At 51.3% G+C, this 13,492-nt stretch carries 12 protein-coding genes; 6 read left to right on the top strand and 6 right to left on the bottom strand.

From position 1 onward, the window contains the following. Positions 1 to 3: 3 nt before the first annotated feature. The 5 genes from rng to ABWW03_RS17110 form a co-directional block, all read right to left on the bottom strand. Positions 4 to 1,482 (bottom strand): ribonuclease G, encoded by a 1,479-nt coding sequence (rng, locus tag ABWW03_RS17130; protein ID WP_353410377.1) that lies wholly within the window; start codon positions 1,480 to 1,482, stop codon positions 4 to 6. A gap of 77 nt (positions 1,483 to 1,559) precedes the next feature. After that, positions 1,560 to 2,162 (bottom strand): Maf family protein, encoded by a 603-nt coding sequence (locus ABWW03_RS17125; RefSeq protein WP_353410375.1) that lies wholly within the window; start codon positions 2,160 to 2,162, stop codon positions 1,560 to 1,562. 92 nt (positions 2,163 to 2,254) lie between these two features. Then, positions 2,255 to 2,746 (bottom strand): rod shape-determining protein MreD, encoded by a 492-nt coding sequence (gene mreD, locus ABWW03_RS17120; RefSeq protein WP_353410373.1) that lies wholly within the window; start codon positions 2,744 to 2,746, stop codon positions 2,255 to 2,257. Further along, a complete protein-coding gene (gene mreC / locus ABWW03_RS17115; RefSeq protein WP_435372766.1) occupies positions 2,746 to 3,645 on the bottom strand; it encodes a rod shape-determining protein MreC in 900 nt (299 codons plus the stop codon). The genes mreD and mreC overlap by 1 nt, the downstream gene beginning before the upstream one ends. Positions 3,646 to 3,714: 69 nt before the next feature. Further along, positions 3,715 to 4,749 (bottom strand): rod shape-determining protein, encoded by a 1,035-nt coding sequence (locus tag ABWW03_RS17110; RefSeq protein ID WP_166848583.1) that lies wholly within the window; start codon positions 4,747 to 4,749, stop codon positions 3,715 to 3,717. A 617-nt stretch (positions 4,750 to 5,366) separates the two neighbouring features. Between ABWW03_RS17110 and gatC the strand changes: the two genes are divergently transcribed. The 5 genes from gatC (at position 5,367) to cysZ (ending at position 9,842) form a co-directional block, all read left to right on the top strand. Continuing rightward, entirely contained in the window at positions 5,367 to 5,648 is a 282-nt protein-coding gene (gene gatC, locus ABWW03_RS17105; RefSeq protein WP_353410371.1) for an Asp-tRNA(Asn)/Glu-tRNA(Gln) amidotransferase subunit GatC, read from the top strand. A gap of 30 nt (positions 5,649 to 5,678) precedes the next feature. After that, positions 5,679 to 7,133 carry an Asp-tRNA(Asn)/Glu-tRNA(Gln) amidotransferase subunit GatA gene (gene gatA, locus ABWW03_RS17100; protein ID WP_353410369.1) on the top strand — a complete coding sequence of 485 codons (1,455 nt, stop codon included), beginning with the start codon at positions 5,679 to 5,681 and terminating at the stop codon, positions 7,131 to 7,133. A 12-nt stretch (positions 7,134 to 7,145) separates the two neighbouring features. After that, positions 7,146 to 8,600 (top strand): Asp-tRNA(Asn)/Glu-tRNA(Gln) amidotransferase subunit GatB, encoded by a 1,455-nt coding sequence (gene gatB / locus ABWW03_RS17095; RefSeq protein ID WP_353410367.1) that lies wholly within the window; start codon positions 7,146 to 7,148, stop codon positions 8,598 to 8,600. A gap of 91 nt (positions 8,601 to 8,691) precedes the next feature. Beyond that, positions 8,692 to 8,988 (top strand): PA4642 family protein, encoded by a 297-nt coding sequence (locus ABWW03_RS17090; protein ID WP_353410365.1) that lies wholly within the window; start codon positions 8,692 to 8,694, stop codon positions 8,986 to 8,988. A 59-nt stretch (positions 8,989 to 9,047) separates the two neighbouring features. Then, a complete protein-coding gene (cysZ, locus tag ABWW03_RS17085) occupies positions 9,048 to 9,842 on the top strand; it encodes a sulfate transporter CysZ (protein WP_353410363.1) in 795 nt (264 codons plus the stop codon). A 291-nt stretch (positions 9,843 to 10,133) separates the two neighbouring features. Here the strand turns inward: cysZ and ABWW03_RS17080 are convergent, their stop codons facing one another. Then, positions 10,134 to 11,567: an FAD-binding oxidoreductase gene (locus tag ABWW03_RS17080; RefSeq protein ID WP_353410361.1), complete on the bottom strand. Its 1,434-nt coding sequence runs from the start codon at positions 11,565 to 11,567 to the stop codon at positions 10,134 to 10,136. A 618-nt stretch (positions 11,568 to 12,185) separates the two neighbouring features. On the opposite strand from ABWW03_RS17080, the gene ABWW03_RS17075 reads away from it, so the two are divergent. Beyond that, a complete protein-coding gene (locus ABWW03_RS17075; protein ID WP_353410359.1) occupies positions 12,186 to 13,460 on the top strand; it encodes a TonB family protein in 1,275 nt (424 codons plus the stop codon). Positions 13,461 to 13,492 lie beyond the last annotated feature (32 nt).

Raw genomic sequence — 13,492 nt, 5'->3', positions numbered from 1 at the left:
ACTTTAAACCAAAATAATATCGTACTGTTCCTGGTGATAAATGGCTTCTACCTTGAACTTGATCGTTCGGCCAATAAATTCTTCCAGATCCGCTACATTGGACGACTCTTCATCCAAAAGTCGATCAATCACCAATTGCGAGGCCAGCACCACAATTTCTTCAGTATTGTAGGCTCGTACCTCGCGCAGAATTTCCCGGAAGATTTCGTAACATACGGTTTCGGGAGATTTCAAGGTGCCGCGCCCTTCACAAACCGGACAGGCAACACATAAACTTTGACCTAGGGATTCGCGGGTACGCTTGCGCGTCATTTCCACCAACCCCAATTCCGATACGCCGGTTAAACTGGTTTTGGTGTTATCCCGTTCCAGCATTTTCTCCAAAGTGCGCAGTACCTGGCGCTGATGCTCGGAATCGTTCATATCAATAAAGTCGATAATGATGATACCGCCCAAATTGCGCAGGCGAAGCTGTCGAGCAATGGCGGTAGCCGCTTCCAGATTGGTTTTGAAAATGGTTTCTTCGAGATTGCGATGTCCCACAAAAGCGCCGGTGTTCACATCAATGGTCACCATTGCTTCGGTTTGTTCGATGATTAAGTAGCCTCCGGATTTGAGAGCCACCTTCTCACCAAGGGCTCGCTGGATTTCCTCTTCGACACTGTAGAGATCAAACAGCGGACGCTCACCTGGATAATGCTCAATCTTATCGTGGATTTCGGGAGCGTAATCCTCAGCAAAGTCACGCATCTTGCCGTAGACCTCACGAGAATCAATACGCAACTTTTCCAGATCGGGCTTCACCAAATCACGTAAAGTACGCATAAACAGTGGCAAATCTTCATGAACTGCAGCGGGCGCCTTATGATGTTTGATTTTCTTACTGAGATCCTGCCAGAGGCGATAGAGGAAAATAATATCGGCAGCAATTTCTTCTTTGTTCACGCCTTCAGCAACGGTGCGAACAATAAATCCGCCTTCCTCTTCCTGCCGAATATCAGCATCAACTTCCTGGACAAGATTCTTTAAACGTTCGCGCTCACCTTCATCTTCGATGCGCGTGGAAATTCCGGTATGGCGAGTGAAAGGCATGTACACCAGAAAGCGCGCGGATACAGAAAGGTGAGTTGTTAAGCGAGCGCCTTTGCTGCTGATCGGGTCTTTGGTAACTTGAACGATCAGCTCTTGCCCTTCACGAACCAGAGAACGGATGTCGGCCACTTCCGCGCCGCGCTCTTCCATACCTTCTTCATCTAACGGTGCAATATCCGCAGCATGAATAAAACCGGCACGTTCCAGACCGATATCCACAAAGGCTGCCTGCATACCCGGCAACACACGAACCACTTTGCCTTTGTATATATTGCCGACATAGCCTTTGGCCTGGGTACGCTCAATGTGAACTTCCTGCACAAAGCCGTTTTCGACCAGGGCCACGCGGGTTTCAGTCGGCGATACATTGACCAGTAATTCTTCGCTCACAAGCTTTCCTTATTCATCGATTCTCAAGTGCGCTATTGTCTTTGTTCGTCCAGGCCAGCTGTTGCAGGCCATGCGATTCACTGGGTTTGCCAAAACGCCACCCCCGCATTTTGCAAAAGACTGGCCGTTTCACACAGCGGCAACCCAACAACATTGCTATAGCTACCTTCAATACTTTCCACAAAAACAGCGCCCAAGCCCTGGATGCCATAAGCACCCGCTTTATCTCTCGGTTCGCCGCTGTCCCAATAACGCAGGATTTCCTGCTCGCTCAGGGCACGAAAGCGCACCTGGGTTTTGACCTCAATATAGTCACATTTATCCCCCGACAGCACACAAACGCCTGTTGCAACGGTATGAACACGCGCAGACATGCGCTGCAACATCAACACGGCGTCGTCGCGATCCCGAGGTTTGATGAGAACCTCACCATTCAAATCACCAATAGTGTCTGCCGCCAGAATAACAGGGGATGCTCTTAACACATCTGAATTGAGGGAAGACTGCACAGCACGTGCCTTGGATTCCGCCATTCTGCGTAAATAAGCCATCGTGTGTTCGTCAGGGATAGGACTTTCATCAATATCAGCAGTTTGAACGCTGAAATCCACGCCAATTTGGCGCAACAGCTCCGCCCGGCGTGGCGATTGAGACGCCAGAATTAAGGATTTTGAGCTCATGATGTGACTTCAGCTGCCTCTGTCAAACCGGGCCCAGAGGCCTGTGTTAATGGGTAGCCCAGTATAACAGCGAACGGGAAAATGCACGTAGACTACACCCCAACCCGCAATACCCAACACAGCTTGTCCAAACCATGGCACAGCAGCGGCCAGAGCAGTGCCGAGATCAGCGCCGGAGCCCAGAAATAGGAAAATAATGCCTCACGCCCAAGCAACATGGAGACCCAATAGAGGAACAACTCATGCATAAATACCAGCAGAAATACCCACATCACCTGTTGCAGGGTGCCGTAGGTACGCAAGCGATGGATGGTGAGTTGAGTAATATAGATTGTGACGACCAAAGCCAGGGCATGCTGCCCCAACAAACTGCCTTGCACAATGTCCTGGACCAGACCAAGCAGAAAAGCCATCCCGACACCCAATAACTGGGGGAAACGCAGCACCCAATAGATTGCCAGCAAACACAGCAGCTCCGGTCGCAGCCAGCGCCAATCAATCGGCAAGGGATAAACCATTAACACCAAGGCGCTGAGAAAGCTGAAACCAATAAACCAGCTGTTGCCGACTTTACTGCCTTCCATCAGGGGCGGCCTTCATTACGCTGGCCACTGAACGCCAGCAATACATGTCGACTGCGATTGAGCTGGGCTTTGGGGCGGGCAATAACGGTCGCAAATGCTCGTCCGGGATCGTGCAGAATCGACACCACTTCCGCGACCGGGTAACCAACCGGGAAACGTTGCCCCAGCCCCGAGCTGACCAGCAGATCGCCGACTTTGACATCGATGGTATTAGAGACATGGCGAAGCTTGAGTTCGTACAAATCTCCCGAGCCTTCGGCCACGGCACGCACACCATTACGATTGATTTGCACTGACAAGGCATGACTGGCATCGGTAATCAGCAAGACACGGCTGAAATAAGGGTTCACCTCAATGACCTGCCCCATCAAGCCGTAAGCATCCAACAGGGGCTGACCTACAAACACGCCGTGCTCGCTGCCTTTGTTGACCACCACAACCTGCTCGGTTGGGTCTGGAGAGACACCAATCAATTCAGCAATCAAAACACGATCCTGAACCAGTTCGGCCGAGTTCATCAACTGACGCAGACGAGCATTGTCCGCCGCGAGGGTGGCGTATTGCTGCAGCTTGCGCTGAAGAATCAATCGTTCGCCCTTCAGAGAACGGTTTTCTTCCAACAACTCTTCACGGGAAACCAAGGAGTCGTCCAGCCAATTATTAAAGCGATTGGGCAAATCGGTAATCCAGTAAAAGCCCAATGCAAAGCCATCCAATTTGTCTTTAACCGGTTGCATGGAGGGACTGAAAAAACGACTGGCAATAATGAGGGCGACGGCGATTAGCGCCAGCACAAATGCACGCAATGCCTTGGATGGGCCTTTATTAAATAGCGGTTTTATGGCCGTATTCCTATGTCGATAGCCTGGGCAACAAACATCGTGCCGGGCGATAAACACATAGAGTTCAATGCGATGAACCCTAAATCAAAAAGCCCGACACAATGTCGGGCTCAGTATTCTAACAGCTTAGCTGGAGAGCAAGTCGATGTTTCGGCTGTCCATCAGCTCCATGGCCTTACCGCCACCACGGGCGACACAGGTCAGCGGATCTTCCGCCACAATAACCGGCAAGCCAGTCTCTTCAGCCAGCAGGCGATCCAAATCACGCAACAAAGCACCGCCGCCGGTTAAGACAATACCACTCTCGGCAATATCTGAAGCCAGTTCGGGTGGGGATTGTTCCAGAGCCGATTTCACCGACTGTACAATACCCGCCAGTGTTTCCTGCAAGGCTTCAAGAATTTCATCGCTGTTTAGCGTAAAACTGCGTGGCACACCTTCGGCCAGATTGCGACCGCGAACATCAATTTCACGCACTTCGCTGCCGGCGTAGGCGCAACCCACTTCCTGTTTAATGCGTTCCGCTGTGGCATCACCAATTACGCTGCCGTAGTTACGACGCACATAATTCACGATAGCTTCGTCAAAACGGTCACCGCCTACTCGAACCGAGTCGGAGTAAACCACACCGTTTAAGGAAATGATGGCAATCTCCGTGGTTCCACCACCGATATCCACCACCATGGAGCCACTGGCTTCTTCCACTTTCAAACCGGCGCCGATAGCGGCAGCCATAGGTTCCTCTATTAAGCGAACTTCACGAGCACCTGCGCCCAGGGCCGATTCGCGAATGGCACGCTTTTCAACTTCGGTCGACAAACAAGGCACACAGACCAACACCCTTGGGCTCGGCTGAAACCAGTTGTTCTCATGAACTTTTTTGATGAAGTGCTGGAGCATTTTTTCCGTTACCTGGAAGTCGGCAATCACACCATCTTTCAAGGGACGGATAGCGGTGATGTTCCCAGGAGTACGCCCAAGCATACGTTTTGCTTCAACCCCGACAGCCTCTACGATCTTCTGCCCATTGTGCTGACGAATGGCCACTACCGAAGGCTCATCCAATACTATTCCCCGATCACGCACATAGATGAGGGTATTCGCTGTTCCCAAATCGATGGATAAATCGTTTGAGAACATTCCGCGAAGGCCTTTTAACATGGGTTGTTTACACCTTTTATAGTCTTAAAATTCTTTGTTATCTGCAGATTGAGTCTGCCAGCACCCAGTAGTTCCCAACTTGTTTTCAGACTGCTAAACAGCTCACACAGCCGTCAGGAACCCCAGATGTTCTTGTATTCTTTTTCCACGCACAGTATGGGCGCTCTACATTGCACTTTTGCGGACTCAAAGAGACTTTTTAGCCAAGCGATCAACGAGGACAGAATGGGTGGCAATCAACCCTTCTAAACTTGACCAACCAAGCGTTCGATAGACTCTCTTTTTACTACCCACCAATGGCTGAGGTAGACGACGCCCACAGTTGCCGCACTCTATCAATCGTCTGGGTGTAGGGCAAGAAACAATTGGCTGACAGGGGTTATTTCTCAGCAGGAAGCCGCAAATTGAGTATTTTTTCGCCCTCTTCGTCGCAACATATGAAATAGGCGATATGTCGACTCGCACTAACTTACGATCAGCCTCCCACAAATTAGGCCACAGGGCTCGGTAATTACGGTTCAATCTGGCACAATAGGGGGTTTTGCGGGGCCGACCTTGCGATAGCGGATAACGGCCCCATTAAGCGTATTCTTAGCCAATGAATTGGGAGTCCTTGCGTGGATCAATCAGACATTGCCAAACTGGCCAACCTTGCTCGTTTGGATATCAACGAAACAACAGCCGCCGAGGTAGCCGACAGCATTAACGGCATCTTAGGCCTGGTCGACCAGTTACAAAATGCCGACACCGACGGCATTGCCCCCATGGCCCACCCCCAGGACGCCCAGCAACGTCTGCGCAAAGATGAGGTGAGCGAAGAAAATGTACGCGAGCAATTCCAGGCGATTGCACCGGAAGCCGAGCAAGGTCTGTACCTTGTACCCAAGGTTATCGATTAATTAGCGCCGCTTCTGATATTAGGATTCAATATGCATCAATTGACCATTCGCGAGCTGGCCAAAGGCCTGCGCGACAAGACTTTCAGCAGTGTCGAGTTGACTCAACATTATCTGGACCGCATCCAGCAGCTCGACCCTGCCTACAACAGCTTTATTACTGTCACCTCTGAAGAGGCTCTGAGCCAAGCCCAAGCCGCCGACGAGCGACTGGCCCAAGGTGACGACTCTGTACTGTGCGGCATTCCGATGGCACACAAGGACATCTTCTGTACCAACGGCGTAAAAACCTCCTGCGGTTCAAAAATGCTGGATAATTTTGTACCGCCTTACAACGCAACCGTGGTGGACAATTTTAATCGCCTGGGCGCCGTGAGCCTGGGTAAAACCAATATGGACGAGTTCGCGATGGGCTCAACCAATGAGTCCAGTTTCTACGGTGCCGTGAAAAATCCCTGGGACACCAATCGTGTACCCGGCGGCTCTTCTGGAGGTTCCGCCGCGGCCGTTGCAGCACTGCTGACACCGGCCGCTACCGCAACAGATACCGGCGGCTCAATCCGCCAGCCCGCCTCTTTGTGTGGTGTAACCGGCCTGAAGCCAACCTACGGCCGTGTGTCTCGCTGGGGCATGATCGCCTTTGCCTCCAGCCTGGACCAGGGTGGCCCGATTGCCCGCAACGCAGAAGATTGCGCCATCATGATGCAAGCTATGGCGAGTTTCGATAATAAAGATTCCACTTGCATGGATCACCCAATCGAAGACTACAGCGCCCTACTCAACAAGCCTTTGGAAGGCTTGCGCATCGGCGTCCCGAAAGAATATTTCGGTGAAGGTTTGAACGCTGATGTCGCCAGTACCATTCAAGCGGCCATCAAACAGTTTGAAGCGATGGGCGCCACCATCAAAGACATCACACTGCCCCACAACGCGCTGGCCGTCCCCGCTTATTATGTGATTGCCCCCGCCGAATGCTCTGCCAACCTGTCCCGCTTTGACGGTGTGCGCTACGGCCATCGCTGCGAACAACCGGCTGACCTGATGGATCTTTACAAACGCTCCCGCAGCGAAGGTTTTGGCGACGAGGTAAAACGTCGTATTCTGGTCGGTACTTACGCCCTGTCGGCAGGGTATTACGACGCTTACTACAGCAAAGCACAAAAAGTACGCCGCTTGATCAAGCAGGACTTTATGAACGCTTTCGACGAGGTGGATGTCATTATGGGGCCAACGGCCACTTCCACCGCCTTTGAGCTGGGCAGCTTGAACAAAGATCCGGTGTCCATGTATCTGGAAGATATCTACACCACAGCAACCAACTTGGCAGGCTTGCCAGGCATTTCAATCCCTTGTGGTTTTGTGAACGGTTTGCCCGTTGGCCTACAGGTTACCGCCAACTACTGGCGCGAAGGCCAACTTCTGAATCTGGCCCACCAGTATCAACAGCAAACTGATTTCCACCGCCAAACTGCCCCCGATGTGGCTTAAGGAGTTGACATAATGCAATGGGAAACCGTAATTGGCCTGGAAGTGCATGTGCAGCTGGCCACCCAAACCAAGATTTTTTCCGGTGCCAGTACTGCCTTCGGTGCTGAACCCAACACTCAGGCCTGCGCTATCGATCTCGCCATGCCGGGCACTCTGCCCGTGGTGAATGAGCAAGCGTATCGCTACGCTATTATGTTTGGCTTGGCCATTGACGCCGACATTGGAAAGCGTTCTTTCTTTGAACGTAAAAACTATTTCTACCCCGACCTGCCAAAAGGTTATCAGACCACCCAACTGGAACAGCCTATTGTGGGCGCTGGACAAGTGGAACTGACACTGGGAGAAGGCCGCACAAAAACCGTTCGCATCCACCACGCGCATCTGGAAGAAGATGCTGGTAAGTCTTTGCACGAAGATTTCCATGGTATGAGCGGTATTGATTTGAACCGTGCCGGTACCCCATTGATTGAAGTGGTAACCGAACCGGATATGCGCAACGCCGAAGAAGCTGTGGCCTTTGCCAAAAAGCTGCACTCGATTGTGACCTCTCTCGGCATTTGTGACGGCGAAATGTCCCAAGGCTCCATGCGTTTCGATGTTAACGTATCTGTGCGCCCGAAAGGTGAAGAGACACTTGGCACCCGCACCGAAACCAAAAACCTCAACTCCTTCAAATTTATGGAAGAAGCCATTCTTCTGGAAGTTGAGCGCCAGATCGATGTCCTCGAAAACGGCGGCGAGATCGTACAGGAAACCCGCCTGTACAATGGCGACACCAAGGTCGCCCGCTCCATGCGCTCCAAGGAAGAAGCCAATGACTATCGCTACTTCCCCTGCCCGGACCTGCTACCGGTAGAACTGGACGATGACTACATCGATTCCATTCGCCAGGACATGCCGGAGTTACCTGAAGCCCGTCGTGAACGCTTCCAGGCAGAGTATCAGTTGTCGGATTACGACGCTGATATCCTGAGCGGCGACATGGCCATGGCCAGCTACTTTGAAGCGGCAACCCAAGCCTGTGACGACGCCAAACTGGTGGCCAACTGGGTTATGGGCGACCTTGCCAGCAAACTCAATGCAGAAGAGCTGAGCATTGCCCAGAGCAAAGTGAACGCGGAACAATTGGCTGGCATTATCAGTCGCATTAAAGACGACAGCATTTCCAGCAAAATCGCCAAAGATGTGTTTGACGCGATCTGGAACGGTGAGGGTGACAGCGCCGACGCCGTGATTGAAGCAAAAGGCTTGAAACAGGTGTCCGATACTGGCGCTTTGGAACAAATGGCTGACGAGGTCATCGCTAACAGTCAGAAACAGGTCGACAACTATCGCAATGCCGATCCGGATAAGCGCCCGAAAATGCTCGGCTACTTTGTGGGCCAAATTATGAAGGCGTCCAAAGGCCAAGCCAATCCGAAAGCCATTAACGAGATTCTGTTGAAAAAGCTGAACGCGCTGCTGTAATTATTCGTGAACAAGTGCCGCAGCTGACACAGTGCGGCCTTATGAATGCACCTAGCCAAGATATAAGCCGTTATACATTAAGAGAAATAGCATGAGTTTAAAAAAAGACAAACAAAAAGTACTGGGCGAAGTTTTTGACGATGATCGTATTCGCACCTTTTTCGATTTCGAAGCCCCCGCTGGCATTGATGCGGACTTTTATGTGCTGGAAAAAGCCTATCGCGGTATGAAGTCTGAAAATTTTGCCACCTTCCTGGATATGTTTGTGGCCGACGGCCGCAACATCAACGCCGTAAACGGCGAGGGCGACAGCCTGCTGCAATTGATCGCCGAGCACAAACAAAGTGCCGAATATATAAGCAGCTTAAAAGCCCACGGCGCTGCCTGAATCCCAACAGCCGGTTTTCGCCGTCTAACAGGACACCAAGACCACAGGATTTCAGCTTTATGAATTCACCCGCTCCCGTTGCAACCGGCACGAACAATGTCCACAGCGGCGCCCGCTATCTTCTCAACGGCGCCCGTCTGATGCTGCACCCCAAACTGCGGATTTTTGTCCTGATCCCGATTCTGGTCAATGTATTGATTTTTATCATGACCACCACCGCCCTGTTTGCACAGTTTTCCGCCGCAACCGAATGGCTAACTGGCTTTCTGCCCGACTGGCTAAGCTTTTTGGCAAACATTCTGGTCGGCATTGCGGTCGTCATGGTATTGCTGCTTTACGGATACAGTTTCAGCCTACTGACCAATATTATCGCCGCTCCGTTTTATGGAGTACTCGCAGAGAAAGTTGAAGAGCTGGTGACGGGAGAGTCCATCCAGGGCGAACCTCTGTCCCAGATGATTCCTCGAACCATCTGGCGTGAGATGGGCAAACTCTGGTATTTCGTCACACGGGGCCTGGCTGTCATGCTGTGTCTCCTGGCCTTGTCCTTTATTCCACTGCTTAACCTGCTGGTGCCCGTTCTCAGCTTTGCCTGGGCGATCTGGACCATTTCTGTGCAGTATGTGGATTACCCTGCCGATAACCACAAAGTGGCTTTTAAAGACTTGCGCGGTCAGCTCTGGGAAAACAAATTCAGCACATACGGCTTGGGTGGTCTCGGCACCTTGGGCGCCATGATCCCTTTACTGAATATCATTGTCTTACCTGCGGCGGTCTGCGGCGGCACCCTGTACTGGGTAAGGGAATTGCGTGAAAACCCAATGCCGGAATTGCCAGACATCAATACGCTGTAAGGCCCGTTATATCTTATGTAAACCATGAGCATTGGGTGTCGCCAGAGCAAAGCGCCGCACATTCGCTGTTGCAGAATGCGCCATCACCCCCGCATTCACTGCGCGGCATGATAAGCCGCAACAGAAATGGAATTCTCGATAGACGTTTCCCCCCAGGATCGGGAGAGGCATTTTGCTCAACTGCTGTGGTCGCGAAGAAAGTGATGAACCTTATCAGCACCCAAACGTTGCTTGTCATCACTGACTTCGATATTCACGAACAGAAACCTTGATACCAATTGCGAATGAACATCAGCTCTGGAAGATTTTTCCAGGGTTCATAATATTATCCGGATCGAATACTTTTTTGATGCCCTGCATTAACGCAACATCAGCTTTGCTGCGGGTGTATTGGATATAATCTCGCTTCACAAGGCCAACACCGTGCTCAGCAGAAATAGAACCCTCATATTTCTCTACGATTTCAAACACCTGCTTATTGACCGCCTGACATTTGCCAAAGAACTCGTCTTTTTCCATGCCTTCAGGTTTCAGGATATTCAAATGCAGATTGCCGTCTCCGATATGCCCCCACCATACCAATGTAAAATCGGGATAAGCCTGGCTCACAACCGTATCGATGTCTTCCAGAAAACCGGGCACCTGAGACGTAGTGACCGAAATATCGTTTTTGTATGGCGTAAACGGCGCACAACACTCACCGAGATTCTCTCGCAAGGCCCATAGATTTTCCGCCTGACTTTCGCTCTGGGAAATCACACCATCAACCACCCAACCCTGCTCCATACAGAACTCAAATACTTCCATGGCAGTGTCAGCATCTTGCTCAGATTGATTTTCATATTCAATCAGCACATAAAACGGGGTTTCGGTTTCAAAAGGGCGCTGCAGGCCGTGAGCCGTTGTCAAACGGCAACCGGATTCGGAAAAGAATTCAAAGGCGGTTAACGGCATACGATTCTGGAAAGCGCGTAAAATTTCCATGATGGCGCCCATTTCGGGCACCCCCAATACCAACACGGAAAGATCCTTCGGCGGTTGAGTTAAACGCATAGTGGCCTCAACAATCAGCCCCAATGTTCCCTCAGAACCCGCAAACAAATGACGCAAATCATAGCCGGTATTGTTTTTTAACAAGTTCTTATTCAAATCGATTAATTCACCCGTGCCGGTTACCACTTTCATACCGGCCACCCAGTCTCGGGTCATCCCATATTTAATCACCTTAATACCACCGGCATTGGTGGCAATATTACCGGCAATTTGGCTGGAACCTGCCGAGGCAAAATCCACCGGGTAATACAGCCCCTGTTCTTCGGCAAAATCCTGTAACTGCTGGGTAATGACACCAGGCTGGCAAACGACGGTACGGTCGACCGGGTTAAAATCAGACATCTGGTTCATATAATCGAAAGAGACAACGATCTCTCCCTGACTGGCAACAGCGCCGCCACTCAGGCCCGTGCGCCCACCGGAAGGCACCAGGGCAATTTTTTCTTCACGGGCAAATACCACCAATTGCTGAACCTGTTCCACCGTTTTTGGAAAAACAATCGCCAGAGGGTTTACCTGATACAGCTTGGTCCAATCACAACCGTGGCCCTGCAGGGATTCCTCATCAATTCGAACTTTATCGGGATCGATAAACTCACCCAACTGTTTGGCCACTTGCTGTCGGCGTTCTTGACTGGGCTCGGTAATAAAATCGCTGGCGATACTGGACATAAAAGACTCACTGCTATGGTAATACACGGCGGGCCCTATTCATTGGGCTTATATACCGCATGCTATTGGCGTTTCGTTCGGCGAATGGTTCGCTGAGGGGCGGATATTTTCCCTTTCCAGCGACCACAAGGCAAGTGCCAAACACCAGAAGCATCAACAAAGCTGTCGGTTTGCCTGCCCCCGCAAATGGCACGCAAAGCATCCACAGTCATCGAACATCGCACAAACTGGCGCCCGTGACTGAGGTTGATGCCAAGCTAAGCGTTAATTATGTAGAGGCCTTGGGAATATCAACACAATTGGCGGCCACGCAAAATCCGGGATATCAGAACCCGCAAGCAGAGGCAAAACCACAGCAAGGTTGTGGCTTTTTCAATAAGGTTTACTGAGTGCAACCGAGCCTGCGTCCAGCCTGAGCCACCGGTCGAAATCCGCTTTGCGGCTAAGCCCCTGGCTGTTTTTGCCAATAAAAACATGCGATATTTCCTTGAATACCTGACAAAAACCAGTAGAGTTTGTCGCCTAAAGAAAGCTACATCGCATTAATTTGAAGATCGTATGATACCTGCAGCAGCTAACACTGCTGACGTTGTACTCAATAATAAAATGGATTCTAAAGTGACCAGTTTATCGCCTTCATACCTGCTACGCCGAATCGGCGTCTACGCAGCAACCCCTATCCTTTGCTTGGGAATGAGCATTCACAGCTCTGCCGACCAGCTCCTCAACGGCATCGCAAGCTACAACAAATTGGGCAAAGAGCGATTTTTAGCGGGTCTCTACCTCACTGGAACCAGCAATGATCCGGTAGCGATTCTGAATTCCACCGAACCCCAGAAAATGGAAATGCGGGTTACGGCCAAGCGTCTTTCCTCACGCAGCCTGACTAAGCTGTGGATCGAGAGCATGGCGATCAATAATCCACCCTCGGTGCTGACTGAACAGGCGAATGCCATGGTGGAGTTTTCCAAGCTCGTCAAGCGTACCTTGCGCACGGGTGACCATCTGATTATTCACCGCAAAGGCACCGGCACCACCGAAATCAGCCTGAACGGTATCAAACTGGGTGAAATTACCCAGGAAGGTTTCTTTAAAACCCTGCTCAACAGCTGGTTGGGTTCCGTGCCTTTCTCCAGCAGTTTCAAGTCTCAATTGTTGGTCAATGGCACGATTGGCGAAGACTTGAACGCTCGCTTTGTTACCATCATCCCCGATGCGGCTCGTACCGAGCGATTGGCCCAGGCGATCAATCAAACCGCCACCGAAGACAGCGCCCAGACCGTCAGCACACAGCAAACCAGTGCCGCTGTTCCAGCAGCGCAACCGTCTGCACCCGAGCCGCAAGCTGAACAGCCCGAAGCCCGTACGGCAGCCAGCGATATTGCCGCCAACACCCAGACTGAAGCCGTTATTGAGCAACCTCTTATTGCAAAACCCAATATCCAGTTGGCCAATGCACAACCTGTTGAAGAAACGCCAGAACCTGAACCCGCACCTGAGCAACAGGAGCAGGCCGCGATCATCAGTGCCGATGAGCTCGACGAAGAAGAGCTGGACGAAGGCGAAGACATTTCTGCCGAGTTAACCGCTGAGGCACTGCTTAATCGTCAGTTGTACCACTCAAAATTGGTCAAGTGGGCGTACCAGCATGTGAAGTATCCCAAGCGCGCCATTGTTCGCGAACAACAGGGCAGCGTACAACTGGAACTGGTGGTCGATCGCAACGGCGATGTGCGTGACATTCAAATTCTTGAGGCTTCAAAATACGCCACCTTAAACCGCGCATCTCAAAGGGCCATTGAAGACGCCTCTCCGTTCCCACCTATGCCGGAAACCATGTCGCAGGAAGAATTCCGCTTCACTCTGCCGATTGTTTATCGCCTTCCTGATTAGACAGGCAACGCGAAACCGAGCGCATTGTGATT

The sequence above is a fragment of the Pseudoteredinibacter isoporae genome (assembly GCF_040372805.1).
GTDB classification, from domain to species: Bacteria; Pseudomonadota; Gammaproteobacteria; order Pseudomonadales; family Cellvibrionaceae; genus Pseudoteredinibacter; species Pseudoteredinibacter isoporae_A.
This window is presented reverse-complemented; position numbering and strand designations above follow the sequence as displayed.

Excerpts from the sequence above, each read along its gene's own strand:
- ABWW03_RS17125 (WP_353410375.1), bottom strand. The coding sequence starts at position 2,162 with ATGAGCTCAAAATCCTTAATTCTGGCGTCTCAATCGCCACGCCGGGCG.
- mreD (WP_353410373.1), bottom strand. The coding sequence starts at position 2,746 with ATGGAAGGCAGTAAAGTCGGCAACAGCTGGTTTATTGGTTTCAGCTTT.
- ABWW03_RS17110 (WP_166848583.1), bottom strand. The coding sequence starts at position 4,749 with ATGTTAAAAGGCCTTCGCGGAATGTTCTCAAACGATTTATCCATCGAT.
- gatA (WP_353410369.1), top strand. The coding sequence starts at position 5,679 with ATGCATCAATTGACCATTCGCGAGCTGGCCAAAGGCCTGCGCGACAAG.
- gatB (WP_353410367.1), top strand. The coding sequence starts at position 7,146 with ATGCAATGGGAAACCGTAATTGGCCTGGAAGTGCATGTGCAGCTGGCC.
- ABWW03_RS17090 (WP_353410365.1), top strand. The coding sequence starts at position 8,692 with ATGAGTTTAAAAAAAGACAAACAAAAAGTACTGGGCGAAGTTTTTGAC.
- cysZ (WP_353410363.1), top strand. The coding sequence starts at position 9,048 with ATGAATTCACCCGCTCCCGTTGCAACCGGCACGAACAATGTCCACAGC.
- ABWW03_RS17080 (WP_353410361.1), bottom strand. The coding sequence starts at position 11,567 with ATGTCCAGTATCGCCAGCGATTTTATTACCGAGCCCAGTCAAGAACGC.